A 26,261-nucleotide genomic window follows, 5' to 3' on the forward strand; every position below is an offset into this window, starting at 1 on the left:
AAAAGCAGGTCGGGTGGTTGTCTCCGGCCTTGTCTAGACGTCGCGGCCTTCACGTGCCGGCCTGAGCACATCGTCAGCTCAATTGATGCCGCGAACACAAAGATCCGAACGCGCAGACTGTATATGCCCAACGCGCCAGGGGCAACGTGCGTGCGAAAGTGCTAACGCAGACGGCCAGCGGCTGCGGCAAAGCGCGTGCACGAAGCCTGCTGCATCCGTGTCAGAACAGCGAAGCCATTCCGTTCGGCCGCGCGCCTTCGATGCCGAGCATGCGCAGCTTGGTCAACGCACCGCCGCCTGCGGAAAAGCCACCGGGCTTGTTGCCCGCGGCCAGCACACGGTGGCATGGCACCACGGGTGCGAAGGGGTTGTGGCCCATGGCCTGCCCCACGGCGCGCGACAGGGTCTTGTCGCCGAGCTCCTGCGCGATTTCGCCGTAGGTGCGCGTCTGCCCCGGCGGAATGCGACGTGCGATGGCGTAGACGCGCTGGTGAAACGCCGACATCCCGCGCATGTCGAGCGCGATGTGCATCAGGTCGTCGTGCACGCCTTGCAGCAGGCCCTGGATGGCCACGATGGCTTGCTGCGCCGTCTCGTTCGGCGGGCCTTCGCTCAGCGCCGGAAAGCGCTGCTTCATGCGCAAGCGGGTGGCCGGCTCGCCGTCGTCCGCGGGCAGTTGAACGCCGACCAATCCGAGCGGTCCCCACGCCAGGGCGCACACGCCGATGGAGGTCTCGAACAAGGCGAAGCCCGTCATTGCGCCTCCTGCAGCGCATGCTGGCGCGACGCCAGCACCGCACCGAGCCACAGCGCGATGGCCGAGGCCACCAGGCCGCGCGCCAGTCCGCCCGGTCCGTCGGAGATCCAGCCCGTGACCGTCGGTCCGACGATCTGCCCGAGCGCGAAGACGATGGTGAACATGCTGATGCCCTGCGCCCAGCGCGACGACGGCAGGTTGTGGCGCACCAGCGCGGTGGTCGAGGCCACCACCGACAGGAACACGCCGCCGAACAGCACGCCCGAAATCAGCGCCACCGGCGCGGACGAACTCAACACCGGCAACAGCGTGGCCACGCCCAGCAGCCCGTTCAGCAGCGCCTGCGGCTGCCCGCCACGGTAGCGGTCGAGCAACCCGGCCCACAGCCGCGACGAGGCCACGCAGGCGACGCCCAGCAAGGCATAGAACAGCGTGACGAACGAGGCGCCGGCGCCCTGCTCGCGCAGCAGCGCGATCACGAAGGTCATGTAGCCGATGTAGCCCATGCCGAACAGCGCATAGCCCGCGAGCGCCCAGCCGAAGCGGCGCAGCGCGACCGGTGGCACGGTGCCCGCCGCAGCGCTCGACGCCGTGTGCGGCGGGCTGACGGGCATGGCCCGGCCTGCCCATGCCAGCAGGCAGGTCGCCGCGACGCTGGCCACGGCCAGCGCCCACCACGCCCAGGCCCAGCCGTGCGGCACGTCGGACGCGGCCTTCAGCACCTGCGGCACCAGCAGCGCCGACAGCAGGATGCCGAAGCCGGTGCCGCCGTAGTAGATGCCCAGCAGCAGGCCACCGCGCGACGATCCGCTTCTTGCGTCGACCTCGCCGAGCCGCGCCGCCAGCAAGCCGCCCGCGACGAACACCCAGGCGCTCGCCACGCCGGCCAGCAGGCGTTGCAGCAGCAAGGCCGGTGCGGCCGTGACGAAGCCGCTGCCCGCCATGAACACACTGGCCAGCACCGCGCCCACCACCAGCAGCCGCGTGACGCCGAAGCGGCGCATGAGCGCCGGGGTGATCAACGCGCCGATCAGGTAGCCGACCGCGTTCGCCGTGTTCATCCCGCCGGCCAGCGCATAGCTCCAGCCCAGGTCGTCGCGCATCGGCGGCAGCAGCAAGCCGTAGGCGAAACGGGTGATGCCCAGCGACACCGCCGCGCCCATCGAGAGCGCGAAGGCAAGCCGCAGCGTGGGCTGCGAAGACTTCATGGAGGCGGTGGGCGTGGACGTGTTCGACATCGGAGCGGGGTGGCGCGCCTATTCTGCGGCACCCTGCGCCGTCGCGCAGGGCGCCCCGTTCAAGCCGCGTCGGCCACCGGGTCGCCGTGCAGCAGATGCCGCTCCAGCAGCACCGCCACGTGCACCGCCTCGCGCCGCGCGCCATCTTCAATCTGGTGCCTGCAGCTGGTGCCGTCGGCCACCACGATGGCGTCGGGGTGCTTCCGAATGGCCGGCAGCAGGCTGGCCTCCGCCATCTGCATGGACACCTCGAAATGGCTGGCCTCGTAGCCGAAGCTGCCGGCCATGCCGCAGCATGAGCTCTCGATGAGCTCGGGTTGCGCCCCCGGAATGAGCTTGAGCACCTCCATCACCGGGCTCACCGCGCCGAAGGCCTTCTGGTGGCAGTGGCCGTGCAGCAGGATGGGCTGGGTCGCAGGCTTCAGCGCCAGTGCGAAGCGGCCGAGCTTGATCTCGCGCGCAATGAATTCCTCGAACAGCAGCGCATGCCTGGCCACCATCTCGGCCTTTTCTCCGAAGCCCATCGCCAGCGTTTCGTCGCGCAGCGTGAGCAGGCATGAAGGCTCCAGCCCGACGATGGGCACGCCGGCCCGCGCGAGCGGCAGCAGCGCATCGATCAGCGCCTCGGCCTTCTGCTTGGCTTGCGCGACCATGCCGCTGGCCAGGAAGGTGCGCCCGCAGCAGTGGTGCCCGCCACGCTTCTCGACCGTGTGCAGCACGTAGCCGGCGGCCTGCAGCACGCGCGCGGCGGCGAAGGCGTTCTCGCTCTCGAAGGTGCCGTTGAAGGTGTCGACGAAGAGCACCGCCGCCTTGCCGCCGCGCCGCGCAATGGCCAGTGCCACGTCGCGCTCGACGAACAGGCCGGGCTCGTCGGCCCTGGCGCGCCAGAAGGTGTCGCTGCGCCAGGCGGGCAGCGAGCGCTTGGCCGAAAAGCCCAGCAGCTTTTCCCCGAGCCATGCCACGCCGGGCACGCTGTTGCGCAGGTTCAGCAGCCACGGCACGCGGCTGGCCTTGTGCGCGTAGTCGGGAAGGTGGGCCACCAGCCGGTCTTTCAGGGTGTGGCCGTGGCGCTTCTTGTAGTGGGCCAGGAACTCGACCTTCATCTTGGCCATGTCCACGCCCGTCGGGCAGTCGCGCTTGCAGCCCTTGCAGCCGACGCACAGGTCCATGGCGTCGTGCATGGCCTCGCCGGTGAAGGCGTCGGGGCCCAGCTGGCCGGACAGCGCCAGGCGCAGCGTGTTGGCGCGCCCGCGCGTCAGGTGCTGCTCGTCGCGGGTCACGCGGTAGCTGGGGCACATGGTGCCGGCGTCGAACTTTCTGCAGTGGCCGTTGTTGTTGCACATCTCCACGGCCTTGGCCAGGCCGCCGGTGCTGTCGCCGCCGGTGCCGGGCGCGGTGGTCACCTCGGTCACCGGGTCGGCATTGACGTTCCAGGCCGACCAGTCGAGCACGGGCTTGAGTTCGATGCGTCGGTACGGCTTGGGCGCCGTGGGCGGCGCAAAGCGGAACAGCGCGCCGTCGTCCATGCGCGGCGGGTCGATGATCTTGCCGGGGTTGAACAGGCCGATCGGGTCGAGCTTGCGCTTGATCGCGCGAAAGGCCTCGTTGACGGCCGGGCCGAACTGCCATTCGATCCACTCGCCGCGGCACAGGCCGTCGCCATGTTCGCCGCTGAAGGCGCCCTTGTACTTGCGCACCAGCGCGCTGGCCTCTTCGGCGATGGCGCGCATCTTGGTGGCGCCGTCCACCCGCATGTCGAGAATCGGGCGCACGTGCAGCGTGCCGACCGAGGCATGCGCGTACCAGGTGCCGCGGCTGCCGTGCCGGGCGAAGACTTCGGTCAGCGCATCGGTGTACTCGGCCAGGTGCTCGAGCGGCACGGCGCAGTCTTCGATGAAGCTCACGGGCTTGCCGTCGCCCTTCAGGCTCATCATGATGTTCAGGCCGGCCTTGCGCACCTCCCACAGGTTCTTCTGGCGTGCATCGTCGGGCATCTCGACCACGCTGCCCGGCAGGCCCAGGTCGCCCATCAGTTCGACCAGTTGCCTGAGTTGCGGCAGCAGCGCGGCCTTGTCCGCCCCCGAGAACTCCACCAGCAGGATGGCCGCCGGCTTGCCGATGAGCGCGGTTTCCACCGTGGGCCTGAAGGCCGGGTTGGCCAGGGCCAGCTCGATCATGGTGCGGTCGACCAGCTCCACCGCCGTCGGCCCGAGCTTGACGATGTGCTGCGCCGCGTCCATGGCCGCATGGAAGGTCGGGAAGTTGACGATGCCCAGCACCTTGGCGCGCGGCAGCGGCGCGAGCTTGAGCTTCAGGCTGCGCGTGTAGGCCAGCGTGCCTTCGGACCCGATGAGCAGGTGCGCCAGGTTCACGCTGCCGTCGGCGGTGTAGGGGCGCTCGCTCTGGTTGTCGAAGATGTCCAGGTTGTAGCCCGCCACGCGGCGCATCACCTTGGGCCAGTGCTCGGCGATCTGCTCGCGGTGCTGGCGCGCCAGCCCGCGCACGAACTGCGCGATGCCCGCGGCGCGCACGCCGAGCGAACCGGTCGGGCCGATAGGGCCGAACTCGACCAGTTCGCCGTTCGACAGCCACGCACTCGCGCCCAGCACGTTGTGCACCATGTTCCCGTAGGCGATGGAGCGCGACCCGCACGAGTTGTTGCCCGCCATGCCGCCCAGCGTGGCCTGCGCGCTGGTCGACACGTCCACCGGGTACCACAGGCCGTGCGGCTTGAGCTGCGCGTTCAGGTGGTCGAGCACCAGGCCGGGCTCCACCGTGGCGGTGCCCTCTTCCAGGTTCACGTCGAGCACGCGGCGAAAGTGCTTGCTGTTGTCGATGACCAGCGCCGCGCCGGTCGTCTGCCCGCACTGGCTGGTGCCGCCGCCGCGCGCGAGCACCGGCACCTTCAGGTCGCGCGCGATGTCGATGGCGGTGGCAATGTCGCGCTCGCTGGTCGGCACGAAGGCGCCGACCGGCGTGATCTGGTAGATCGACGCGTCCGTGGCGTAGCGCCCGCGCGATGCGTCGTCGAACAGCACCTCGCCCTGCGTGTCGGATCGCAGGCGGCGCGCGAGCAGCTCGCAGGTGTCGTTGGGCGGAAGAACGGTTCCGGCTGGCTGCATGTGGCTGGCGGGCTCTGTGCGCATGGTGTTGGGTGTGGGGGGTGTCAGTTCGCCTTGGTGGCCTGGGGATAGATCTCTCCCGCGCGCAGCAGCTCCAGCACGGTGTCGCGCTTGCGCAGCACGTGTGCCACCAGCACCTTGCGCATGGCGGCGGCGTCGCGCGCTGCCAGCGCGTCGATCATCTGTTCGTGCTCCTGCACCGCGTGCTTCCACTTGGCCTCGTTCTGGTTGGTGCGAAAGCGCAGCGACTGCACGCGGGCGTTGATGGAGCGGTAGGTGTTCGACAGCACCGGGTTGGCCGCCGCGTCGTTGATGGCGGTGTGGATGCGCGCGTTCAGCCGGTAGTAGCCCGAGAGGTCGCGCCGCGAGAAGCAGGCCATCATTTCGTAGTGCAGCGCGCGCACCTCGGCCAGCTCTTCGTCGGTGATGCGCCTGGCGGCCAGCTCGCCCGACATGCCCTCGAGCATGGCCAGCACCTCGAAGGTGTCGAGCACATCGGCCTCGGTGAGCTTCACCGCCACCGCGCCGCGGTTGGGCAGCAGGTCGACCAGCCCTTCGGCCGCGAGCAGCTTGATGGCTTCGCGCAGCGGCGTGCGCGACACGTGCAGCTGCAGGCACAGCTCGCGCTCGTTGAGCTTGGCGCCGGGCGCGATGTGCCCTTCGACCAGCATGGTGCGCAGCCGCGAGGCCACCTGGTCGTGCAAGGCGAGCCTGGATATTTCGATGATTTCAGCGGTCATGGTTTTGTCCTCGATTGCATTTTGAATGCAAAAAAGAAGCGTCACAACCGAATGAAACAAGGGTAAACCATGAATCAAAAACAAGTTTTGAATGCAAAACTGAAAAGCGAAAGGACAGTCCATGCTGCAACTCGACATCCATCCCACCGGTCGCCACTTCCTCCAGATTCCGGGCCCGAGCCCGGTGCCCGACCGCATCCTGCGGGCCATGAGCCTGCCCACCATCGACCACCGCGGGCCCGAGTTCGGCACGCTGGGGCTGAAGGTGCTGGGCGACATCAAGGAGATCTTCAAGACGAAGCACCCGGTCGCGATCTACCCGGCGTCGGGCACCGGTGCGTGGGAGGCCGCGCTCGCCAACACGCTGAGCCCCGGCGACCACGTGCTCATGTTCGAGACCGGCCACTTCGCCTCGCTGTGGCAGAAGATGGCCACGCGCCTGGGCCTGTCGACCGAGTTCCTCTCGTTCACCGGCACCGACGCGCAACTGCCGAACGCGCCCGGTTGGCGACGCGGCGTGCAGGCTGAACTGATCGAGGCGCGCCTGCGCAAGGACACCGAAAAGAAGATCAAGGCCGTGTGCGTGGTGCACAACGAGACCTCCACCGGCGTTACCTCCGACATCGCCTCGGTGCGCAAGGCCATCGACGCGGCGGGCCACCCTGCCCTGCTGCTGGTCGACAGCATCTCGGGCCTGGCGAGCGCCGATTTCCGGCACGACGAATGGGGCGTGGACGTGACCGTCAGCGGCTCGCAGAAGGGCCTGATGCTGCCGCCGGGCATCAGCTTCAACGCGCTCTCGCCGCGCGCTCTCGAAGCCGCCAAGCACGCCAGGCTGCCGCGCGCCTTCTGGGACTGGGGCGAGATCGTCGAGATGAACAAGGACGGCTACTGGCCCTACACGCCCAACACCAACCTGCTCTACGGCCTGTCCGAATCGCTGGACATGCTGCTCGGCGAAGGGCTGGACAACGTGTTCGCGCGGCACCAGCGCTGGGCCGCGGGCGTGCGCGCGGCGGTCACGGCCTGGGGCCTGCCGATCCAGTGCGCCGACCCTGCCCTGTACTCGCCGGTGCTCACCGGCGTGATCACGCCCGAGGGCGTGGACGCCGATGCGCTGCGCCGACTGATCCACCAGCGCTTCGACCTGTCGCTGGGCACGGGCCTGGGCAAGCTCAAGGGCCGCATGTTCCGCATGGGCCACCTGGGCGACAGCAACGACCTGACGCTGGTGGCCATGGTCGCGGGCGTCGAGATGGGCATGAAGCTGACAGGCATCGAGCTGGCCGGCAGCGGCGTGCACGCGGCGATGGACCATTTCGCGAGCCACGCAGCGCCTGAAGCGCTGCAGAAGGCGGCATAGCGCTCTTCACGCCCACCAGCTCACACAGGCCGCAACGCATCGCTCGAACGATGCGGCGGCCGCCTTGCCGCGCTGCGACACATCGCGCGCGGCACGCATCGGACCCCAACACCACGGAGACACAGATGATGCAAAGACGTTCCCTGATCCAGGCCGCCGCCGGTGCGGCCGCCACGCTGGGCGTGCCCCGGCTCTTCGCGCAGGAGTGGCCATCGGGGCCGGTGCGCATCGTGGTGGGGTTTCCACCGGGCGGCGGCACCGATGCGCTGGCGCGCGTGGTCGCGCAGAAGCTCACGATCATGTGGGGCCAGCAGGTCATCGTCGACAACAAGGGCGGCGTGGCCGGGGTGCTCGCGGCCGACTACGTGGCGCAGCAACCCAGCGACGGCAGCGTGCTGCTGATGGCGCACATCAACAGCCACGCCCTTGCGCCGAGCCTGCAGCCCAAGCTGCGCTACAACGTGGAGCGCGACTTCGTGCCGATCGTGCTGGTGGGCGTCACGCCAAACCTGCTGATCGCCAATCCGGGCCAGAAGGCGCTCAGCGTGAAAGACATCGTGGCCGCCTGCAAGGCCGCGCCGGGCACGGTGAGCTTCGGTTCGGCGGGCGCGGGCTCGGCGCAGCACCTGGCGCTGGAGATGTTCAAGCTGCAGGGCGGTGTCGATGCGCTGCATGTGCCGTACAAGGGCAGCGGCCCCTTGCTGGCCGACCTGATGGGCGGGCAGATTCAATACAGCTTCGAGACCATGACGGCCGCCACGCCGCATGTGAAGAACGGCCGCGTCATCGCCGTCGCGCAAACCCGCACCAAGCGCGCCAAGGGACACCCCAACGTACCGACGATGCAGGAGCAAGGCTTTCAGGGCTTCGAGGCGACCACGTGGTACGGCCTTGTGGGGCCGGGCAAACTGCCGGCGTCCATTGCGCAGAAGGTGAACCGCGACGTGAACACCGTGCTCGCCATGCCCGACGTGCAGGAGCGGATGGACACCTACGGCGCGGAAGACGGTGGCGGCTCGCAGGACAAGTTCAAGCAGTTCATCGGCACCGAGATCGCCAAGTGGGCCAAGGTGGTCAAGGACGGCAACGTCCACGTCGAAAGCTGAGAAGATCTCGCGCATGAACCCTTCCCAGACCGCCCTCACAGACGCCCTCATCGCCGCACGCCGCGGCAACCGCACCCTCGACGCCTCGCCCTGGACCGACGCGCTCGCCACCGCCGAGCAAGCGTACGAAGTTCAGGATGCCGTGGCCGCCGCACTCGGCTGGTTCGACGGCCAGGCCGTGCCCGGCACCTGGAAATCCGGCGGCGCCTCGCGCAGCGCCACCCTCACGCATGCGCCGCTGCCGCCCACCGGCGTGCGGCCCGGCTCGGCCGACTTCAGCGACCTCGTGCTGCACTCGCCCGGCATCGAAGCCGAAATTGCCCTGCGCCTCGGCCAGGACGTCACGCCCGCGCAGGCCGCGACGCTCGACCACGAGAACGCTGCATCGCTGATCGACGCCATGGCCGTGTCGGTGGAAATCGTCGGTGCGCGCTGGCAAGACCTGGCCGCCACGCCCGCCCTGCTTCGCCTGGCCGATTCGCAGGTGCACGGCGCGCTGGTGCTCGGCGAATGGGTTCCCTGTGCCGCCATCGACTGGGCCTCGCAGCGCTGCGAAACCAAGGTCGGCAACGCCGAGACCGTGGTGCGCGAAGGCACGCACCCGCTGGCCGATCCGGCATGGCTGCTGCCGATCTGGCTGCGCCACGTCACGCGCCACGGCCAGACGGCCCCCAAGGGCACCGTCGTCACCACCGGCTCCTGGGTCGGTGTGCTGCCCTGCCGCCGCGGCGATCAGGTGAGCGCGGCATTCCCCGGCATCGGCAGCGTTCGCTTGAGCGTGTAGCGCCCGCCGTCCACGCCCGAGCAGGCCACCAGGAAGTCGAGCACCGCCCGCACCCGCGCGGGCAGCGTGCCGGCCTTGCCGATGTACACCGCGTGAATGGGTTCCACCTCGCACGGGTTGAACTCCTCGAGCAGCGGCACCAGCCGGCCCGCGTCGATGTCGTGCTGCGTGTGGTAAAGCGACAGCCGCGCCACGCCCGCGCCCGCCATCGCCAACTGGCGCAGCGTTTCGCCGTCGCCCGCGCGCACCGGACCGGCCACCGGCATCCACACCATGCGGCCGTCCACGCGAAACGGCCAGTCGGGCGAACTTCGCCTGAAAGTCCAGCCGAGCTGGCTGTGCGCCTCCAGTTCCTGCGGGGTGCGCGGCGTGCCGTATTTCTCGAGATACGAAGGCGCCGCGAGAATCGCCTGGCTGGTCTCGCCGAGACGCCGCGCCACCAGGTCGGACGAGGGCAGCGCGCCCCAGCGGATCGCGATGTCGGCGCGCTCGTCCATCAGGTCGACGATGCGGTCGGTCAGCGCAATGTCGAGCGTGATTTGCGGATGCTGCTCGAGCAGGCGCGGCACCAGCGGCACCAGCTTGTGGTGGCCGAACGAGACGCTGGCGTTGATGCTCACGCGCCCGCGCGGCGCGGCACCGGCCGCGGCGCAGCGCTCGGCCTCGTCCATGTCGGCCAGCACGCGCGTGCTGCGCTCGTAGAACTCGGTGCCTTCGGGCGTGAGTTGCAGCTTGCGCGTGGAGCGGTGCACCAGCTGGATGCCCAGGCGCAGCTCCAGCCGCGCCACCAGCTTGCTCACCGCGGAGGGCGTCATGCCCAGCAGGCGAGCCGCCGACGAGAACCCGCCGAACTCGATCACCTGCACGAAGGCTTCCATTTCGCCGGAGCGGTTGACGTCGATGCGCGGCATGGCTTTCCTTCTTGCTGGTTTGTGATTTCAAGTCACAAGTCCCTGTACCGGCGGCATTCTAGTCATCGATGGCGAATGTCTTCACAGTACAGGACATCATGCCAATCGCTCTACTCGCCCTCACTGCCGGTGCCTTCGGAATAGGCACCACCGAGTTCGTCATCATGGGCCTGCTGATGCAGGTCTCGACGGATCTTCAAGTCTCCATCACGGCCGCCGGCCTGCTGATCTCGGGCTACGCGCTCGGGGTGGCGGTGGGCGCACCCGTGCTCACCATCGCCACCCGCAAGCTGCCGCGCAAGACCGTTCTGCTCGCGCTGATGGCGATCTTCACGCTGGGCAACCTGGCCTGTGCGCTGGCGCCCAACTACGAGATGCTGATGGCCGCGCGGGTCGTCACGTCCCTGGCGCACGGCACCTTCTTCGGCGTCGGCTCGGTGGTGGCCACCGGCCTGGTGGCGCCCGAACGCCGCGCCTCGGCCATCGCCATCATGTTCACCGGCCTGACCGCCGCCACGCTGCTCGGCGTGCCGTTCGGCGCGTGGCTCGGCCTGCATTTCGGCTGGCGCTCGGCCTTCTGGGCCGTCACGCTGATCGGCCTGCTGGCGCTCGCGGTGCTCGCCGTGTTCGTGCCCCGCGTCAAGGGCGAGGCCGCGCCGGCCCCGCTGCGCGAGGAACTGGCCGTGCTGGCACGCCCGCAGGTGCTGCTCGGCCTGGCGATGACGGTGCTCGGCTTTGCCGGCGTGTTCGTGGTGTTCACCTACATCCAGCCGCTGCTCACGCAACTCACGGGCCTGTCGGAGTCGGCCGTGTCGCCGATCCTGCTGGTGTTCGGCGGCGGCCTGGCGGTGGGCAACATCCTCGGCGGCAAGCTGGCCGACCGTGCGCCGATGGCCGCGGTGCTCGGCACGCTGGTGGTGCTGGCGGTGGTGCTGGGCGCGATGCAGTTCGCCATCGGCACGCCGTTCACCGCGGTGGTGTTCGTCGGCCTGCTCGGCGTGGCCTCGTTCGCCACCGTGGCGCCGATGCAGCTGCGGGTGCTCGAGAAAGCCTCGGGCGCGGGCCAGAACCTGGCGTCGAGCCTGAACATCGCGGCCTTCAACCTGGGCAACGCGCTCGGCGCATGGGTCGGCGGCGTGGTGATCGACCATGGACCGGGGCTGCGGGCACTGGGCTGGGTGGCGGCGTTGCTCACGCTGGTGGGGCTGGCGATCGCGTTGTGGAGCCGCTCGCTGGAGCGGCGCGAGCGGCGCGGCACGCTCGGGGATTGCGCTTCGGCACAGGCCTGATTTCATCCAGGCATTCCAGGTATCGCGGCGGCCTCCAGCCGGGTCAGACCTCGCCCGGAGGCCGCGGCGCATGGCGCTGAGGCAACATCGGCGATGTTTCCAGAACCTGCGAGGAGCGCGAAAACATGGAAGTCCGACACTTCGACTCGGCCGACCTGCCCGCTGTGCATAGGCTGCTCATGACCAGTGGCTGGTCCCATCGCATCGGCAGCGTGGACGCACTGGGCCGGCTGATCGCCGCCTCGCAACGCGCAACCGTGGCGCTGCGGCACGGCGAGCTGGTCGGGTTCGCCCGCGCGATCACCGACGGCCTGTCGAACGGCTATCTCTCGATGGTCGCGGTTGCGCAACCGTTTCGGCGGCAAGGCATCGGCCGGGCCCTGGTCGAGGCGATCGTCGGTGCCGACCCGAACATCACCTGGGTGCTGAGGGCGGGCCGGGACGATGCGCATGCGTTCTTTGCGAGGCAGGGGTTCGCCGCGTCGACGCTCGCCATGGAGCGGCCAAGGGCTGCCATACCAGCCGTGCAGCCCGAGCCGGCCCTCGCGATCCGTACCGCCGTCGCGGCAGACGCGCACGCGCTGGCCGCACTCTCGATCCAGGTGTGGCTCGCCACCTATGCGACCGAAGGTGTGAACGACCTGCTCGCAAGGTACGTCCTCGACGAATTCACGCCGCCCAAATTTGCGGCGCTGGCCGATGCCGCCGGCTCGGTGCTGCTCGTTGCAGAAGCCGACGCGCATCTCGTGGGCTATGCGCTCGTGCGTTTCGGCGCCCGACAGCCGCTGGTGCCCACGTGCGACACCGAGCTGGGCACCCTGTATGTACAGGAGGCATTCACGGGAGCCGGTGTCGGCCCCGCGCTGCTGCAAGCCGCTCGCGCCGCGGCCCGCGAGCGCACCGGCAGCGACGCGCTGTGGCTCTCGGTCAACGCGAGGAACCGGCGCGCCTGCCGCTTCTACGAAAGGCAGGGCTTCGTCGTCAAGGGCAATGCCTGGTTCGCCCTCGGCGAAGACCGTCACGAAAACAACGTCCTTGGCCGTCCCTGAGCGGAACGGCGGACAATCGGCGCTCTTCCGGACAGGACCGACCCCAGCGCCTTCGATGTCTTCCAAAAGCCCAGACCGCCCCTCTCATCCCGACGCGCCCGAGACACCTTCTTCCGCGCGCCCCCGAGGCTGGCTGCGCAACCTGCTGCGCAGCTTCCGCACCCAGGTCGCGCTGGGATTCGGCGGCCTGGCGGCGGTGCTGGTGGTCACGCTGTCACTGGCGCTCGGCTCGATGTTCGCGCAGAAGAGCGAGGCCGACGAATCCGCCGTGCTGCGCACCATCGCCAGCAACGCCGCCAAGACATTGGCGGATGGCCTGGGCTCCCGTACCCGCGAAATCGAACTGCTCGCCGGCACGCCCTGGGTCTGGCAGGAAGGGCTGGACGGCGAACGCGTGGCGCAGAGCATCGCGCGCACCCAGGCCCTCACGCCGTTCAGCGCATGGATCGGCGTGGTGTCGCCCGACGGCGTCGTGCAGACGTCCACCGGCAAGCTGCTGATCGGCGCCAACGTGGCCGAGCGCCCCTGGTTCCAGGAAGGCCTGCGCGGCACGCACGTGGGCGACGTGCACCCGGCCAAGCTGCTGGCTTCGCTGTTGCCCAAGGGCAGCGACGGCGGGCCGCAGCGCTTTGTCGATTTCGCCTCGCCCATCAAGCGCGACGGCCAGTTGGTCGGCGTGCTGGGCATGCACGGCAGCTGGGAATGGACGCGCAGCGTTGTCGAGTCGCTGTTCCCCGACGACGCCGTGGCGCGCCGGCTGGAGGTGCTGGTGCTCGACGCGAACGACCGCGTGATCTATGCGTCGGACGCCAACCTCGACCAAGCGGCCACGCTGAGCATGTCGGGCGTGAAGCCGAACGCGCCCGTGAAGTACGCGCGCGAGGCGTCGGGCGGCGAGTTCCTGGTGGCCACCGCATCGGTGGGCCCCACGCAAGCCACCGACCGCGCGATCGACCTGGGCTGGACGGTGGTGGCCCGCGAGCCCGCCGAGGTGGCGCGTGCCGCCGCGCGCGAAGGCGTGCGCAAGGCGCTGATGCTGGGCATGCTCGCCGCCGCCCTCGCCTTCTTTCTGGGCTGGCTGCTGGCGGAGCGGCTCACGCGGCCGCTGCGCCAGATTGCGTCGGTGGCCAAGGCCATCGGCACCGGGCGGCTCGACGCCGGCATTCCGACCACGGCGGGCAGCTCCGAAGTCAAGCAGCTGTCGCTCGCGCTCGCGGGCATGACGGCCAGGCTGGTGGGCACCAACGCCGAGCTCGAGGAGCGCGTGAAGGAGCGAACCTCGGCCCTGGAAACCGCCAATGCCGAGCTCGACCGGCAGGCGCGCTTCGACGCGCTCACCGGCCTTCTGAACCGCCACGGCATGGAGGAACGGTTGCAGCAGACGCTGCCCGCGACCCACCCCGACGCGATGCCGCTGGGCATCGTGATGATCGACATCGACCACTTCAAGAAAATCAACGACCGCTTCGGCCACGCCACCGGCGACATCGCGCTGCGTTCGGTGGCGGCGGTACTGAAGTCGCACCTTCGCAAGTCGGACATCGCGGCACGCCTGGGCGGAGAAGAATTCGTGCTGATGCTGCCCGGGGCCAGCGCCACCGAGGCCATGCGCATGGCCCGGGCGCTGGTCGAGCTGGTGGCCAACACCGCGTTCGACACCGTCGGCCAGATCACCATCAGCTGCGGCGTGGCGCAGATGACGCGCGCCGACGACAGCGTGGACGTTGCCCTGCGCCGCGCCGACAAGGCGTTGTACGAGGCCAAGGCGCAAGGCCGCAACCGCGCGGAGCTTTCAGCGGCCGACTGAGCCACTCGGCGAGCCGAGGCTAGTTCTGGTCTTCGGGCGCCGGGTCGGCCACCGCACCGCCCAGCTTCAGCGGGTCTTTAGGCACCCCGGCCGACAGGAAGAATTCGAACCGGTTGCGCCCCGCCGCCTTGGCGTTGTAGAGCGCAGCGTCGGCGCGTGCCAGCAGCTCCTCGGCCGTGGCCGAGGAATCGGCCGCCCAGTGGAATGCGATGCCGATGCTGGTGGTGACCGAGATGGTCTGGCCTTCCACCACGAAGGGCTGTTCGCCGATGCGCTGCACGATCTTCTCGGCCACGGTGGCCGCGGCCTGCGGCCCGCTCAGGTTCTCGATCACCAGCACGAACTCGTCCCCTGCCAGCCGCGCCACCTTGTCGGTGCCCCGCACGCTGGCCAGCAGCCGCCGCGCGTACTCCACCAGCACGGCGTCGCCCAGCGCGTGGCCGAAGGTGTCGTTGATGGTCTTGAAGTGGTCGATGTCCAGGAACATCAGCGCCATGGCGTTGCCCGTGAGCCGCACGCGCAGCACCGCGTCGGGCAGGTGCTCGTTGAAGGCCAGCCGGTTGGGCAGGCTGGTGAGCGTGTCCAGCCGCGCCAGCTCGATGAGCTGGTGCTCCACCAGTTTCAGCGCGGTGATGTCCAGCGCGAGCGAGAAGATGCCGTGCGTGAGCCCGTCGGCGCGGATGTCGGGCACGTAGATGACCTGCGTGATGCGCTCGAACCCCGTGCGCTGGGTGCGCGCCTCGAACTCGACCCGCTCGCCGGCCAGCGCGCGCGCCAGCATGGGCCGGCGCGACAGGTACACCTCGCGCCCGGCCACGTCCTGCAGGTGCCGCCCCACCACCTGCATCGGGTCCAGCCCGAGCCATTCGCGGCTGGTGGCGTTGGCGAAGGTGATCTTCTCGTCGCGGTCGATGTAGGTGATGAGCACCGGCAGGTTGTCGGTGATGGTGCGCAGGCGCAGCTCGCTCTCGGCCTGGCGCAGCTCGGCCTCTTTCAGCGCCGTGATGTTGAAGCTCATCAGGTAGAAGCCGACCACCTCGCCGCGCGGGTTGGTGTCGGGGATCAGGTTGACCTGGAAGTAGCCCTGCTTGCCGTGCACCGGCGCGCGCACCGGAAAGCGCACCTTCTTGCCCGAGAGCATCACCGGCAGGTAGGGCTTGTGCTGCTCGTAGATGGCCTCGCCGAGCACGGTGCCCAGCGTGGCGCCCTCGATCGGCGCGTCGCCCAGGCCGGCCATCTGCCGCGCCCGGATATTGCCGTACAGGCAGACCTGGTTGCGATCGAAATAACCGACCAGCGCCGGAATGCTGTCGGTCACGTCGCGCAGCCGCTTGCCCTGATCGGCCACGGCCTTGCGGGCGTTCACTTCGTCCGTGATGTCGAATGTCATCGCGAACACGCCGCGTACCGCGCCTGCCGCGTCGAGGTCGGGAATGTAGTGGGCCTGGAAGGTGCGGTTGCCGATGCCCAATCCCGGGTCGCCGATCTTTTCGAGAATGACCGTCTCGCCCGCAAGCGCGCGCAGGAAGTACGGCTCCACGACGGCGAAGTCCGCGCCTCGCACTTCGGGCATCAGGCGCCCGACCAGGGGCGCATGTTGGTGCAGCGCGCGGATGCGCTCGTTCACGAAGGTGTAGCGCAGCGAGGCGTCCACGTGCGAGACCATCGCCGGAATGTTGTCGGCGATGGTGCGCACCTGTGCCTCGCTGCGCGCAAGGCTGAGCTCGCTGGCACGCCGCTGGGCCATCAGGTCGTCGAAGGTGCGCGACAGGTCGCCGATCTCGTCGCGGGTGTAGCTTGCCGGACGCGGGAACTGTGTTTCAGCGGGTGTTTCGCGCGCCGACTGCATGTGGCTGTGCAGTTCGGCCAGCGGCTTCAGGCGGCGGCGCACCACCACCAGGGCCAGCGCCCCCGCGGACAGCGAGAGCGCCAGCGCGCCCAGCCACGCGTTGTGCTCGATGGCGTCGATGCGGGCGAAGGCCTCGGCGCGCGGGTACATGGCCCCGACGATCCAGGGGGTCTGCTCGGTGCGGTCGAAGGCATAGAGGCTGGGCACGCCGGCGTCGTCGACGCCCTCGCCCGTGCCCTCGAAGCCGGCCATGGCACGCAGGATGGCCGGGTTGCCGCCGTTCGCCTGGGTGACGCTCAGGATGCGTGCGGTGTCCGGGTGGTCGACCATCACGCCGGCCGAGGTGACGATGAACAGATAACCGTTCTTGCCGAACTTGATGTCGCCCAGCGCGCCGAGGATGTTGCGGTCCTTCAGGTTGATGGCACCGGAAATCACGAACTTGACCTGGCCCGCGCCGTCGAGCACGGGCTGGGTGATGGCCACCTGTGCCAGCCCGTTCAGGCGGTTGCGATAGGGCTGCGACACCAGGCCGGCCTTGGTGGCCACTGTCTGCTGGAAGTAGTCGCGGTCGCGGATGTTCACGCTGCCGTTGCTCTGCGCGCCGCTCAGGTTGGCGACCAGCGTGCCGTCGGCGCCCAGGAAGGCGACGTTGTCGAAAGCCTGGCGCAGCGACGCGTGCTTTTCCAGGAAGGCCTGCAGCGGCTCGGCGTTGTCGAAGGCTTGCGACTCCACGCTTTCGGCAAAGGTCTTCAGCAGGATGCGGCGGCTGCCGAGCTTCTGGTCGATGGCGTCGGAGATGCCGCTCACGCGGGCCATCTGCTCGGCCGCGATCGACGCCTGCATGCTGCTCTTGACCAGCTGGAGCGCGTAGGTGGCAATGGCGAAGGTCGCCGCCAGCACCAGTGCTGCCACGCCCAGGCTGAGGCGCGTGTGCATGCCGAAGCGGAATTTCGAGGGACCGGATGCGTTCATTGATCTTGGCGGGGCCGGTGCGTTGCCGGCGGGAGTTGCCGGGTGAGTATCGGTGTGTTCTACGCAGCGCGGAAGTGTCTGGATGTTCGCCTGTCGCGGCGCCTGGATTGCGCAACCGCTGTTGCCGAGAACGAGAGCGCATCCACGCAAGGCCGTACATCCTGTTTCTCATGTAAGCATAAATTGTTAACTTTTGGCATGTGTATTGCTGCGTTGCAGCAAGAGCAGACGGCACGCCCCAAAGCCGTGCCGCGACAGCGGAGACGCCGGTTTCTACAGGTCACCACGTCATCGATCGCGAGGCGCACATGAACGCAAGCACGGTAAGGGAATCGAACGAAATTGCAGACGCCGAAGCCGCCGGCTGGTTCCGTCGACTCAGGCACAAGGGCGGGGGCGGGCCCCCTTCTAATTCGGAATCCATCGTGCCGCGCCTGGCGGGCTACGCCCTGCTGGCGTTCGTGCTGTGGCTCGTCGTCACCACGCTGATCCAGCCGCTGGTCTCGCGCCAGGCCACGCGCACGGTGCTGCAGGCGCCGGTGCTGCTGGTCACCTCGCCCATCAGCGGCGTGGTCACGCAGATGACGGTGCGCGCGCTCGACAAGGTCGACGCGGGCACGGTGGTGGCCACGGTGCAGAACCCGACCATCAACCGCGACATCCTCACCACGCTCACCACGCAGCGCCTGGCGCTGCAGAGCCAGGTGGCGCAGTTGGCCAACCAGCTCAATGCGTCGAGCGAGGAACTGCAGTTCGTCGAGCAGCAGGGCAAGCTGTACCGCTCGGCCTCGATGGCGCAGACGCGCGACGCCTGGCAGGTTGCGCAGCGCCAGCGCGAGGTGGCCCTGAGCAACGTGGCCGAGCAGGAACTGAAGGTGCGCCACACCTCCGCCATGCTGGAAGAAGGCGCCGTCAGCCCGCAGGCCATGGACGCCGCGCAGGCGCAGCTGAGCATCTCGCGCGCCAGCGCCGCGGTGGCGGAGCAGGCCTCGGCCGGGCTGGGCCAGAACGTGGCCAGCGCGAGCCGCGGCGTGTTCGTGGGCGGCAGCGGCGCCAACGTCTACCAGACCATGGCGAACCGGCGCGAAACGCTGGCCGGCGACATCGAACGCGCGCAGCACGACAGCCAGGCCCTGCAGCAGCAACTGCGCGAGGTGAGCGCGCTGGAAACCGACGAGCGCCGACGCATCGAGAAGATGGCGGCGTTCGAGATCCGTGCGCTGCAGGCCGGCCAGGTGCACACCGTGCTCATGCCGCAAGGCAGCTACGTGCCCCAGGGCGCCACGCTGGTGCGCATGATCGACTGCAGCCGCGTCGAGGTGGTGGCGGTGTTTCCGCCGCGCGTGGCCAAGCGGCTCAACATGGGCTCGACCATCGCGGTGAAGACCGACGACGATCGCCCCGAGGTGTCCGCGCGCGTCACGCAGATACTGCCGGTGGCGCCCGAAGACTTCCAGAGCCGCTACGCCGTGCCCTTCCCCTTCGCGGAACAGGGTTCGGTGTACGCGGTTGCACATGTCGAATCGAGCTCTCAGGAATGGCTGGGGCAGCGCGGGTTGTGCGCGCCCGGCAAGGTGGTTTCGGCACGGCTGGCTTCGTAGCGTGGCCTTCTGTCGAAGAAGCCGATCTGGGCGCACGATGGATCACGCCTCGCGCCTCTTTCGCAGCTGCGCATTGCTGGCGGTGGCGGCATCCGGCTTTGCCACGCACGCCGCGATGGCTGCGGGTGAGGTCCAGCAGGCGCTGGCTCGGCAAAGCTGCGACGGCCTGCGCCGCGCGGTCGCTGCCGATGCGCGCGGCGATGCGGCGTCGCCGCTGTTCCTGTCGAGCTACCGCACCGACCAGCCGATCGCCGGGGTGCCCGATCTCTCGCCCAGCCTGGCGAACGTCGCCTTCGTCTACGACAACGCGCTGGCCGGCATCGCGCTGCTCGCCTGCGGCGACACGGCGTCCGCCCGACGCATTGCCGACGCCGTGGTGCTGGCGGTGGCACGCGACGCGCAGTACCCCGACGGCCGCGTGCGCAACGCCTACCGCGCCGGCCCGCTGGCCGACGGCAAGCCGGTGCTCTCCGGCTACTGGGACGCCGGCAGGAACCAGTGGATCGCCGATGCGTACCAGGTCAGCACCGCGACAGGCAACGTGGCGTGGGCGGCGTTGCTGCTGCTGAACGTCGACCGCATGGCGCCCTCGCCGCGCTACACCGATGCAGCGGCCAGGTTGCTCGCGTGGACAGAACAACGCACGCGCGCCACCGTCGCCCCCGACGGCTACCAGGGCGGCTGGTACGGATGGGGCACCGGGGACAGCGCCCAGAAGGCCCAGACCTGGAAATCGACCGAGCACAACATCGACATCGCCATGACGGCCGCCTGGGCCGCACGCGGCAGCGCGCGGCCCGAACAGGCGCGCCAGGCGGGCGTGGCCCTGGCCTTCGTCTCGCGCATGTGGAGCACCACCGAGCAGCGCTTCTACATCGGCACGAAGGAAGACGGCGCCACCATCGCCACCACCGGCTCGGGCCTGGACGCGCAGTTGTGGCCGCTGCTCGCGGCGCCGCCCGGCCAGTGCGCCTGGCGGGCCGGCCTGGCCTGGGTCGAGCGCAACCACCGCTTCGGCGACGGCTACGGTTTCTCGCAACAGCCCGACGGCATCTGGACCGAGGGCAGCGCGCAGGCCGCGGCCACGCTGGTGGCCGTGAAGGGCTCGGCGCCCGAAGCGCTGTGGCAACTGCTGGCCTCGCAACGCGCCGCCAACGGCCTCTACTACGCCACGCCCAGCCCGCGCATCGCCACCGGCCTGGCCATCGGCCCCGACTCGGTGGGCGCCGACTTTTTCTACTACCGCTGGCCCCACCTGGGCGCCGCCGCCTGGATCGCGCTCGCGGCCACGGGCTGGAACCCTTTCACCGGCAACGTCCTCACCGCTTCCTCAGGAGAAAAGCCATGTCCGAACTGATCGATACGCCCGAGTTCAGGGTCAATCTGATGGTCGCGGCGCTTGCCCTGATCATGATCTTCCATGCCCGCGCGGACCGCGGCTCGCACCGCGTGCTGTTCGGCTTTCTCACCGCGCTGGTGCTGGTGCGCTACGTGGCATGGCGCCTGGCCGAGACGCTGCCGCCGGCCGACCTGGGCTTCGGCACGCTGGTGTCGTGGGTGTTCCTGGTGTTCGAGATGATCGCCATCGTCTACACGCTGCTGTCGATCCAGATGCTCACGCGACGGCGCGACAACCACGCGCAGGCCGACCTCGGCGAAGCCGGGCTGCGTGCGCGCGGCGCCGACGTGCCGGCGGTCGATGTCTTCATCTGCACCTACAACGAAGAGCTGGGCGTGCTCGAGAAGACGATTCTTGCGGCCCAGGCCATCGACTATCCGCACGTGAACGTGTGGGTGCTCGACGACACGCGGCGCGACTGGCTGCGCGACTACTGCGAACGCAAGGGCGTGCACTACGCGCGGCGGCCCGACAACGCGCACGCCAAGGCCGGCAACCTGAACAACGGCCTGCGCCAGTCGGCCGCGGCCACCAACGCGCCGTACATCCTGGTGCTGGACGCCGACTTCACACCGCACCGCAACATCGTGTACCGCACGCTGGGCCTGTTCGACGAGCGCAAGGTGGGCCTGGTGCAGACGCCGCAGTTCTATTACAACGCCGACCCCATCCAGCACAACCTGCGCGCCACCGACAGCTGGGTCGACGAGCAGCGCGTGTTCTTCGACGTGCTGCAGCCCGCCAAGGACGCGGCCGACGTGGCCTTCTGCGTGGGCACCTCGTTCGTGATCCGGCGCGACGCCATCACCGAGGCGGGCGGCTTCCCCACCGGCAGCGTGTGCGAGGACATCTACACCACCTACACGCTGATGCGCTTCGGCTGGGTCACGCGCTGGCTGAACGAGCGGCTGTCGAACGGGCTCTCGGCGGACAGCATCGTCGACTACATCAACCAGCGCAGCCGCTGGTGCCTGGGCACCATCCAGGTGGCGCTGCTGCGCGACGGCCCGCTGCGCGGCCGGGGCTACAGCTTCGCGGCGCGCGTGCACTACGTGCACGGCCTGCTGCACTGGCTGACCAAGCCTTTCATCCTGATGATGCTGGCGGCGCCCGCGCTGTACTGGTACACGGGCGTGTCGGCCTTCCACGCCACGCCGCGCGCCTTTGCCCTGTACGGCCTGCCGCCGCTGGTCATGTTCTGGGGCTACACCTACTGGATCAGCCAGCGCCGCTGCCTGCCCGTGTTCACCGAGGTCACGCAGATCGTGGCCGCCATGGCCGTCACGCGCACCATCGTCACCTCGCTGGTGCGGCCCTTCGGGCGCCCCTTCAAGGTCACGGCCAAGGGGCAGGACCGCTCCAGGACGGTGGTGCACTGGAACCTGGTGCTGGTCTTCGGCGGGCTCATCGCTGCCATGGAGGCGGCGGCCATCGGCTCCATCGGCAGCGCCATGACCACCGGCGACATGCTCAACGTGCTGTGGACCATCGTCACCACCCTGTACTGCCTGGCCGCGCTCATCGCCTGCATCGACCGTCCGCGGCCCGAGCACGACGAACGCTTTCCGTATGAAGCCGACACCACGATGCGCAGCGCCGCCGGCGTGGGCGCCACGCGCTTCGTCGAGATTGCGGTCGACGGCGCGGTGCTGCGCGAAAGCGCCCTGCTGCGGCGCATGCCCGTGGGCGAGCCGCTGGACGTGCACGTCGACCACGTCGGCTGGGTGTCGGCGGTGGTGACGGGGCGCTCCGCCGCGGGCGTGGCTTTGTCCTTCGTGCACGACGAGGTGCTGCACGACCACCTGATCCGCCATGTGTTCAGCCTGCCGCCCAGCCATGTCGCCGTGCAGGTGAACCCGGGACGCGCGGCGATCGCGTTCATGGGCAGTGCCGGCTGGCACTGGCCGCGCCTTCCGGTGGCCTTTGCGCGCGCCATGGCGGCACCGCTGCCGATGGTCATGGTGCTGATGATCGGCGTGCTGGTGCTCACGGGCTGCAACCTCACGCCGCCGCTGAAGGATGCCGATGTGGTGGTGCCCGCGCAGTGGGCCGAGGGCACGGGCAATGCCGCCGCCGCGCCGATGGCCTGGCACGCCTTCGTGCGCGACGACGAGCTGCGCGGCCTCATCGCCACCGCGCTGCTGCAGAACCGCGACCTGCGCGTGTACGCCGCCAAGGCGCGCGAGGCGCGTGCCGTGTACGGCGGCACGCGCGCCAGCCTCTTCCCCGAGATCGGCCTGGCCGGCTCGGTGGGGCGCGGCAACGTGACCACGTCGCTGGGCCCCGACGGCATCGTCACCAACAACCAGGCGGTGGGCCGCGTGGCCACCACCTACGCGGTGCAGGCCGGCGTCACGGCGTACGAGCTCGACTTCTTCGGCCATGTCGATGCCGGCGTGAAGCAGGCCGGCTCGCAGGCCCTGGCCAGCGAGCGCGACCTGGCCGCCGCGCGCACGAGCCTGGTGGGCGAGGTGTCGAACGCCTACCTCACGCTGCGCGCCGACCGCGCCCTGCTGGCGCTCGCCGAGGGCGACCTGACCAGCCAGAGCGACAGCACCCGCGTGATGCAGCGCGCCCGCACCGTGGGCGGCACGTCGGACCTGAACGTGCTGCGCTCGCAGTCGCTGGTGGAGCGCGCCAACGTGCAGCGCGAAGAGTTCCGCATGCGCGTGGGGCAGGACCTGCAGTGGCTCGCGGTGCTGGTCGGCCAGCCCGTGCCGCCGACCGTCGGCATGCAGCGCCCGTGGCCCGAGCGTTCGGTGGCCGACGTGCCGGTCGGGCTGCCGGCCAGCCTGCTGCAGCGCCGCCCCGACCTGCTGGCCGCCTATGCCCGCGTCGAGGCCGCGAACTCGGGCGTGGGCGCGGCCAAGGCGGCGTTCTATCCGAGCTTTTCATTGACGGCGGTGGCGGGCGGGCTGAGCACCGAGTTCTCCAGCCTGCTGGGCTCGGGCAACCGCAGCTGGGCCACCGTGCTGGGCGTGTCGCTGCCCATCTTCGACTGGGGCCGCCGCTCGGCCAACCTGAGCGCCAACGAAGAGCGCCTGGCCGCCGCCATGGCCAGCTACGAGTACGCGGTGCAGCAGGCCTTGCGCGAAACGGCCAACGCACTCATTGCCGACAGCCACCTGCAACCGCAGATCGCCGCGCAGCAGGCGCGCGTGCAGGCGCTGGACAAGGTGGCGTCCATTTCGCGCACGCGCTTTCGCAACGGGCTGGAGGACTACTTCGCCGGCGCCGATTCGCAGCGCGAGCTGTACGTCGAGCAGCGCCAGGCGATCGAGCTGCAGCTCAAGCAGGCGGTGAACACCGTGAACCTCTACAAGGCACTCGGCGGCGGGTGGGACGACGCGCCGGCGGGGGCGGTTGCGTCGAGCACGCCGCGTTGATGCGTGCTGCCTGACCCGCTTGCATCCGCTGGCGGCGCACCCCGCGTGGCGGCCTGCCCGCGCGTGACCGAGCGCAGCAGGAAGTCGGCCAGATCGTCCACGCGCGACTCGGTGCGCCGCAGGGACTGCGCCAACTGCTCGCCACCGAACTCGTCGAACTCCACCGCCGCCTCGAACACCTCGGTGATGCCGATGTAGCCCAGCGCCGCGCGCACGCTGCTCTCGGTGTGGTTGAGGTGCGCCACGCGTCCGCCGCCTCCCTCGCCGTCGCCGTAGCCGTGGTCCCCGCGCGCGCCCAGCAGCACCACGCGCTTGCCCGCATCCGCCAGCAGCGGCCAGTACGGCACCGCGCCGCGCGCGCGGTCGAAGCCGAAGGTGCGGCCCACGCGCACGATGTTGTCGATCCAGGCCTTGAACTGCGCGGGCACGCTGAAGTTGTACATGGGCAGCCCGATGACGACGAGGTCTGCGGCGATGAGCTGGTCGACCAGGTGGTCGCTCTCCGCCAGCGCCTCGGACATCCAGGGTTCGCGTGCGGCCGGCGGCGTGAACGCCGCGTGGATCCATCGGCCGTCGACGTGCGCGGGCGGATGCTGGCCCACGTCGAGGTGGTCAATGCGGTCGCCGGGCCGCACCTGGCGCCATCGCTCGACGAAGCGCGCGGTAAGGCGGCGCGTGTGCGAGCCGTGCGGGTCGATGCCGGAGCGGCCCGCGCGGGCGCTGGCATCGATGTGAAGAAGGTTCAGGGTCTGAGTCTGTGTATGGGTCTGGGTTGTCATGGGTGAGCTGGGTTGTTCTGCCTTGCGCTGCCACAATGGCTTCGCATGCCTCGAATCTAGGCACGCAGCCCCGTCCTCACAAACGATCATTTCTCTGCCCATGGACGACATTGGCTCATCTGTCCGCCCTCCCCGCCGGCTGCCGCCGCTGCTGTCCCTGCGCGCCTTCGAGGCCGCCGCTGCCCACCTGAGCTTTCAGCGCGCGGCGCTCGAGCTTTCGGTGACGCCGTCGGCCATCAGCCACCAGGTGCGCGCGCTCGAAGACACGCTGGGCCAACCGTTGTTTCGCAGGCTCACGCGGCAGCTCGCGCTGACGCCCGCAGGCCGCCAACTGTTCGACGATCTGCGCACGGGCTTCGACGTGCTGCAAGCCGGCGTCGACAAGCTGCGCCGGCCCGCCGCGTCGCAGGCCGTGACGCTGACCACCAACACCGCCTTCGCCGCGCGCTGGGTGCTGCCGCGCATGGAGGCGTTTCGCAAGGCATGCCCTCACGTCGAACTGCGCTTGCACGCGAGCGACACGCTGGTCGACCTCGCGCGCGGCGACGCCGACATCGCGGTGCGCTCCGGCAGCGGCAACTGGCCGGGGCTGGTGTCGCGCGAACTCATGCCCGAGCGCTATGCGCCGCTGTGCAGTCCGATGCTGGGGTTGAAGCGCGTGGCCGACCTGCCGAAGCACCGGCTCATTCATTGCGACTGGCAGCCGCAGGCCCTTGCGCCGGCCGTGTGGCCGCGCTGGTTTCGTGAAGCCGGCATCGCGCCGCCGAGGGGGCGTGCGATGAAAGCCGCGGGCCTGTCGTTTTCAGACGAGACGCACGCCACGCTGGCGGCGCTCGCCGGGCATGGCGTGGCGCTGCTGAGCCTCACGCTGTCAGCGGAAGAACTGCGCAGCGGCGCGCTGGTGCAGCCCTTCGGGCCTGTGCTCGATACCGGCAGTTATTTTCTTGCGGCCGCCCACGGGCGGCAGAACGAGCCGGCGATTCGCGCGGTGTGGGACTGGATCGCGGCTCAAGCCATGCCGCTCAGGTGCTCGTAAAGAATGAAGAACCCGATCCCGATCAGCACCACGCCGCCCAAGATCTCCGCACGCTTGCCAACCACCGCGCCGAGCACGCGCCCCACCATCACGCCGAGGGTCACCATCGTCATCGTGGCCAGCCCGATGGCCAGCGCGGTCCATGCGATGTTGACGTTGATGAAGGCCAGCCCGACACCCACCGCCATCGCGTCGATGCTCGTGGCGAAGCCGGTGATCGCGAGCGTCCAGAAGGTGTTGCGGCTCGGCTTGTCTTCGACCGCATCGGGTGCGCCGAAGCCGTTCCAGATCATGCGCAGGCCCAGCACGCTGAGCAGCGTCACCGCGATCCAGTGGTCCCATTTCGCGACGTAGCTCGCGGCCGCAAGGCCTGCCGCCCAGCCGATGACGGGCGTGATCGCCTCGATGACACCGAAGATGAGCCCGGTGCGCAGGGCCTCGCGCCAGGAGGGTTTGCGCAGGGCTGCGCCTTTGCCGACAGCAGCGGCGAAAGCATCCGTCGACATGGCGAATGCAAGAAGGATCGTGGAGGCAATGTTCATTTTGGAAGTAGCAAGCAAGGCCGGTTCAAGACGCCGCGGCACACGAACCCGCCGGCCAAAGCCGCGTTCGTGCACCGCTGGTCTCGCCAACCTTTCGGCTGCTCACGCCACGGTCGCAAGGTACGAACCGAGTATGTTGACGTGAGCGCTTCCGAAGTCCGGAAGCCGGCTACTCCCCAAGGGAGCGGCGATTCTAGAGGGCCGGCCGCCCAAGCCGTGTGACAGCGCCTGCATTGCCCGCAGGGTCTTGGCCGAGCCCGCGAAAAAGCCTCCCGAAGGAGGCTCTTGAAACGGGGAAACCGGGCCGGTCAGTCCTTCTTCGTCAGCAGCGTATTCACGACATACCCGTCGCGGTACACCCCTTCGATGGTCCCGCCTTCCACGGGGTCGGTCGCGTGCGCGGCCACGAACTTTTCCTCGCCCATGCGATAGACCACGATGGTGCATGGACCGCGTTTGCTGAGGGTGCGCGCAACGCCTGTGGCCTGGCGAAGGGTCGGGTACGTCTCCATGAGGATCCTTGTCTGT

General features: G+C 69.3%; 19 protein-coding genes and 1 riboswitch. Of the genes, 10 read left to right on the forward strand and 9 right to left on the reverse strand.

Annotated features, from left to right (window positions below; all coding sequences use genetic code 11):
* Positions 1-220: 220 nt before the first annotated feature.
* From ACSFA5_RS30700 to ACSFA5_RS30715, 4 genes are read right to left on the reverse strand one after another with little or no spacing between them, the layout of a single operon-like run.
* Positions 221-757 carry a methylated-DNA--[protein]-cysteine S-methyltransferase gene (locus tag ACSFA5_RS30700; RefSeq protein WP_435447829.1) on the reverse strand — a complete coding sequence of 179 codons (537 nt, stop codon included), beginning with the start codon at positions 755-757 and terminating at the stop codon, positions 221-223.
* On the reverse strand, positions 754-1,995 hold the full coding sequence (locus tag ACSFA5_RS30705; RefSeq protein ID WP_435447830.1) for a YbfB/YjiJ family MFS transporter: 1,242 nt from the start codon (positions 1,993-1,995) through the stop codon (positions 754-756). The genes ACSFA5_RS30700 and ACSFA5_RS30705 overlap by 4 nt, the downstream gene beginning before the upstream one ends.
* Before the next feature lie 59 nt (positions 1,996-2,054).
* A complete protein-coding gene (locus ACSFA5_RS30710; protein ID WP_435447831.1) occupies positions 2,055-5,141 on the reverse strand; it encodes an FAD-binding and (Fe-S)-binding domain-containing protein in 3,087 nt (1,028 codons plus the stop codon).
* Positions 5,142-5,161: 20 nt separating this feature from the next.
* Positions 5,162-5,857 (reverse strand): GntR family transcriptional regulator, encoded by a 696-nt coding sequence (locus ACSFA5_RS30715; RefSeq protein ID WP_435447832.1) that lies wholly within the window; start codon positions 5,855-5,857, stop codon positions 5,162-5,164.
* Positions 5,858-5,978: 121 nt separating this feature from the next.
* Here ACSFA5_RS30715 and ACSFA5_RS30720 point away from each other — a divergent pair, with 121 nt between their 5' ends.
* The 3 genes from ACSFA5_RS30720 (at position 5,979) to ACSFA5_RS30730 (ending at position 9,110) form a co-directional block, all read left to right on the forward strand.
* Positions 5,979-7,220, forward strand: a complete 1,242-nt coding sequence (locus ACSFA5_RS30720) for a pyridoxal-phosphate-dependent aminotransferase family protein (RefSeq protein ID WP_435447833.1) — start codon at positions 5,979-5,981, stop codon at positions 7,218-7,220.
* Positions 7,221-7,348: 128 nt separating this feature from the next.
* The gene (locus tag ACSFA5_RS30725) at positions 7,349-8,326 is read left to right on the forward strand and encodes a Bug family tripartite tricarboxylate transporter substrate binding protein (RefSeq protein ID WP_435447834.1); all 978 of its coding nucleotides are present in this window, start codon (positions 7,349-7,351) and stop codon (positions 8,324-8,326) included.
* Between the two features lie 13 nt (positions 8,327-8,339).
* Positions 8,340-9,110: a fumarylacetoacetate hydrolase family protein gene (locus ACSFA5_RS30730; protein WP_435447835.1), complete on the forward strand. Its 771-nt coding sequence runs from the start codon at positions 8,340-8,342 to the stop codon at positions 9,108-9,110.
* On the opposite strand, the gene ACSFA5_RS30735 is transcribed toward ACSFA5_RS30730, so the two are convergent.
* A complete protein-coding gene (locus tag ACSFA5_RS30735) occupies positions 9,059-10,021 on the reverse strand; it encodes a LysR family transcriptional regulator (RefSeq protein WP_435447836.1) in 963 nt (320 codons plus the stop codon). The genes ACSFA5_RS30730 and ACSFA5_RS30735 overlap by 52 nt on opposite strands.
* Before the next feature lie 98 nt (positions 10,022-10,119).
* On the opposite strand from ACSFA5_RS30735, the gene ACSFA5_RS30740 reads away from it, so the two are divergent.
* The 3 genes from ACSFA5_RS30740 to ACSFA5_RS30750 all read left to right on the forward strand — a co-directional run bounded on the left by ACSFA5_RS30740 (position 10,120) and on the right by ACSFA5_RS30750 (position 14,166).
* The gene (locus ACSFA5_RS30740) at positions 10,120-11,310 is read left to right on the forward strand and encodes an MFS transporter (RefSeq protein WP_435447837.1); all 1,191 of its coding nucleotides are present in this window, start codon (positions 10,120-10,122) and stop codon (positions 11,308-11,310) included.
* Positions 11,311-11,435: 125 nt separating this feature from the next.
* A complete protein-coding gene (locus ACSFA5_RS30745; RefSeq protein ID WP_435447838.1) occupies positions 11,436-12,359 on the forward strand; it encodes a GNAT family N-acetyltransferase in 924 nt (307 codons plus the stop codon).
* Positions 12,360-12,414: 55 nt separating this feature from the next.
* Entirely contained in the window at positions 12,415-14,166 is a 1,752-nt protein-coding gene (locus tag ACSFA5_RS30750; protein ID WP_435447839.1) for a sensor domain-containing diguanylate cyclase, read from the forward strand.
* A gap of 19 nt (positions 14,167-14,185) precedes the next feature.
* Here the strand turns inward: ACSFA5_RS30750 and ACSFA5_RS30755 are convergent, their stop codons facing one another.
* Positions 14,186-16,954 carry a sensor domain-containing diguanylate cyclase gene (locus ACSFA5_RS30755; protein WP_435447840.1) on the reverse strand — a complete coding sequence of 923 codons (2,769 nt, stop codon included), beginning with the start codon at positions 16,952-16,954 and terminating at the stop codon, positions 14,186-14,188.
* 344 nt (positions 16,955-17,298) lie between these two features.
* Here ACSFA5_RS30755 and ACSFA5_RS30760 point away from each other — a divergent pair, with 344 nt between their 5' ends.
* Genes ACSFA5_RS30760 through ACSFA5_RS30770 form a run of 3 tightly spaced genes read left to right on the forward strand, consistent with a single transcriptional unit; the run spans position 17,299 to position 23,376 of the window.
* Positions 17,299-18,591, forward strand: coding sequence for an HlyD family secretion protein (locus ACSFA5_RS30760; RefSeq protein WP_435447841.1), 1,293 nt, complete (start codon positions 17,299-17,301; stop codon positions 18,589-18,591).
* Positions 18,592-18,628: 37 nt separating this feature from the next.
* Positions 18,629-19,948 carry a hypothetical protein gene (locus ACSFA5_RS30765; RefSeq protein WP_435447842.1) on the forward strand — a complete coding sequence of 440 codons (1,320 nt, stop codon included), beginning with the start codon at positions 18,629-18,631 and terminating at the stop codon, positions 19,946-19,948.
* Positions 19,936-23,376: an efflux transporter outer membrane subunit gene (locus tag ACSFA5_RS30770; protein WP_435447843.1), complete on the forward strand. Its 3,441-nt coding sequence runs from the start codon at positions 19,936-19,938 to the stop codon at positions 23,374-23,376. The genes ACSFA5_RS30765 and ACSFA5_RS30770 overlap by 13 nt, the downstream gene beginning before the upstream one ends.
* On the opposite strand, the gene ACSFA5_RS30775 is transcribed toward ACSFA5_RS30770, so the two are convergent.
* Positions 23,307-24,155, reverse strand: coding sequence for an FMN-dependent NADH-azoreductase (locus ACSFA5_RS30775; protein WP_435447844.1), 849 nt, complete (start codon positions 24,153-24,155; stop codon positions 23,307-23,309). The genes ACSFA5_RS30770 and ACSFA5_RS30775 overlap by 70 nt on opposite strands.
* Before the next feature lie 100 nt (positions 24,156-24,255).
* Here ACSFA5_RS30775 and ACSFA5_RS30780 point away from each other — a divergent pair, with 100 nt between their 5' ends.
* On the forward strand, positions 24,256-25,191 hold the full coding sequence (locus tag ACSFA5_RS30780) for a LysR substrate-binding domain-containing protein (protein WP_435447845.1): 936 nt from the start codon (positions 24,256-24,258) through the stop codon (positions 25,189-25,191).
* Here ACSFA5_RS30780 and mntP read toward each other — a convergent pair.
* Both mntP and ACSFA5_RS30790 read right to left on the reverse strand, forming a co-directional pair.
* The gene (gene mntP / locus ACSFA5_RS30785; protein ID WP_435447846.1) at positions 25,164-25,733 is read right to left on the reverse strand and encodes a manganese efflux pump MntP; all 570 of its coding nucleotides are present in this window, start codon (positions 25,731-25,733) and stop codon (positions 25,164-25,166) included. The genes ACSFA5_RS30780 and mntP overlap by 28 nt on opposite strands.
* Before the next feature lie 14 nt (positions 25,734-25,747).
* A riboswitch (yybP-ykoY riboswitch) is annotated at positions 25,748-25,918 on the reverse strand.
* Positions 25,919-26,041: 123 nt separating this feature from the next.
* Complete coding sequence (locus ACSFA5_RS30790; protein ID WP_435447847.1) at positions 26,042-26,245, reverse strand: hypothetical protein; 204 nt, start codon at positions 26,243-26,245, stop codon at positions 26,042-26,044.
* Positions 26,246-26,261: the final 16 nt, after the last annotated feature.

Origin of the sequence: Variovorax monticola, assembly GCF_051216855.1 — a bacterium.
GTDB lineage: Bacteria > Pseudomonadota > Gammaproteobacteria > Burkholderiales > Burkholderiaceae_C > Variovorax.

Coding starts and splice junctions, on each gene's coding strand:
- ACSFA5_RS30700 (WP_435447829.1), bottom strand. CDS start 757: ATGACGGGCTTCGCCTTGTTCGAGACCTCCATCGGCGTGTGCGCCCTG.
- ACSFA5_RS30705 (WP_435447830.1), bottom strand. CDS start 1,995: ATGTCGAACACGTCCACGCCCACCGCCTCCATGAAGTCTTCGCAGCCC.
- ACSFA5_RS30710 (WP_435447831.1), bottom strand. CDS start 5,141: ATGCGCACAGAGCCCGCCAGCCACATGCAGCCAGCCGGAACCGTTCTT.
- ACSFA5_RS30715 (WP_435447832.1), bottom strand. CDS start 5,857: ATGACCGCTGAAATCATCGAAATATCCAGGCTCGCCTTGCACGACCAG.
- ACSFA5_RS30720 (WP_435447833.1), top strand. CDS start 5,979: ATGCTGCAACTCGACATCCATCCCACCGGTCGCCACTTCCTCCAGATT.
- ACSFA5_RS30725 (WP_435447834.1), top strand. CDS start 7,349: ATGCAAAGACGTTCCCTGATCCAGGCCGCCGCCGGTGCGGCCGCCACG.
- ACSFA5_RS30730 (WP_435447835.1), top strand. CDS start 8,340: ATGAACCCTTCCCAGACCGCCCTCACAGACGCCCTCATCGCCGCACGC.
- ACSFA5_RS30735 (WP_435447836.1), bottom strand. CDS start 10,021: ATGCCGCGCATCGACGTCAACCGCTCCGGCGAAATGGAAGCCTTCGTG.
- ACSFA5_RS30740 (WP_435447837.1), top strand. CDS start 10,120: ATGCCAATCGCTCTACTCGCCCTCACTGCCGGTGCCTTCGGAATAGGC.
- ACSFA5_RS30745 (WP_435447838.1), top strand. CDS start 11,436: ATGGAAGTCCGACACTTCGACTCGGCCGACCTGCCCGCTGTGCATAGG.
- ACSFA5_RS30750 (WP_435447839.1), top strand. CDS start 12,415: ATGTCTTCCAAAAGCCCAGACCGCCCCTCTCATCCCGACGCGCCCGAG.
- ACSFA5_RS30755 (WP_435447840.1), bottom strand. CDS start 16,954: ATGCACACGCGCCTCAGCCTGGGCGTGGCAGCACTGGTGCTGGCGGCG.
- ACSFA5_RS30760 (WP_435447841.1), top strand. CDS start 17,299: ATGAACGCAAGCACGGTAAGGGAATCGAACGAAATTGCAGACGCCGAA.
- ACSFA5_RS30765 (WP_435447842.1), top strand. CDS start 18,629: ATGGATCACGCCTCGCGCCTCTTTCGCAGCTGCGCATTGCTGGCGGTG.
- ACSFA5_RS30770 (WP_435447843.1), top strand. CDS start 19,936: ATGTCCGAACTGATCGATACGCCCGAGTTCAGGGTCAATCTGATGGTC.
- ACSFA5_RS30775 (WP_435447844.1), bottom strand. CDS start 24,155: ATGACAACCCAGACCCATACACAGACTCAGACCCTGAACCTTCTTCAC.
- ACSFA5_RS30780 (WP_435447845.1), top strand. CDS start 24,256: ATGGACGACATTGGCTCATCTGTCCGCCCTCCCCGCCGGCTGCCGCCG.
- mntP (WP_435447846.1), bottom strand. CDS start 25,733: ATGAACATTGCCTCCACGATCCTTCTTGCATTCGCCATGTCGACGGAT.
- ACSFA5_RS30790 (WP_435447847.1), bottom strand. CDS start 26,245: ATGGAGACGTACCCGACCCTTCGCCAGGCCACAGGCGTTGCGCGCACC.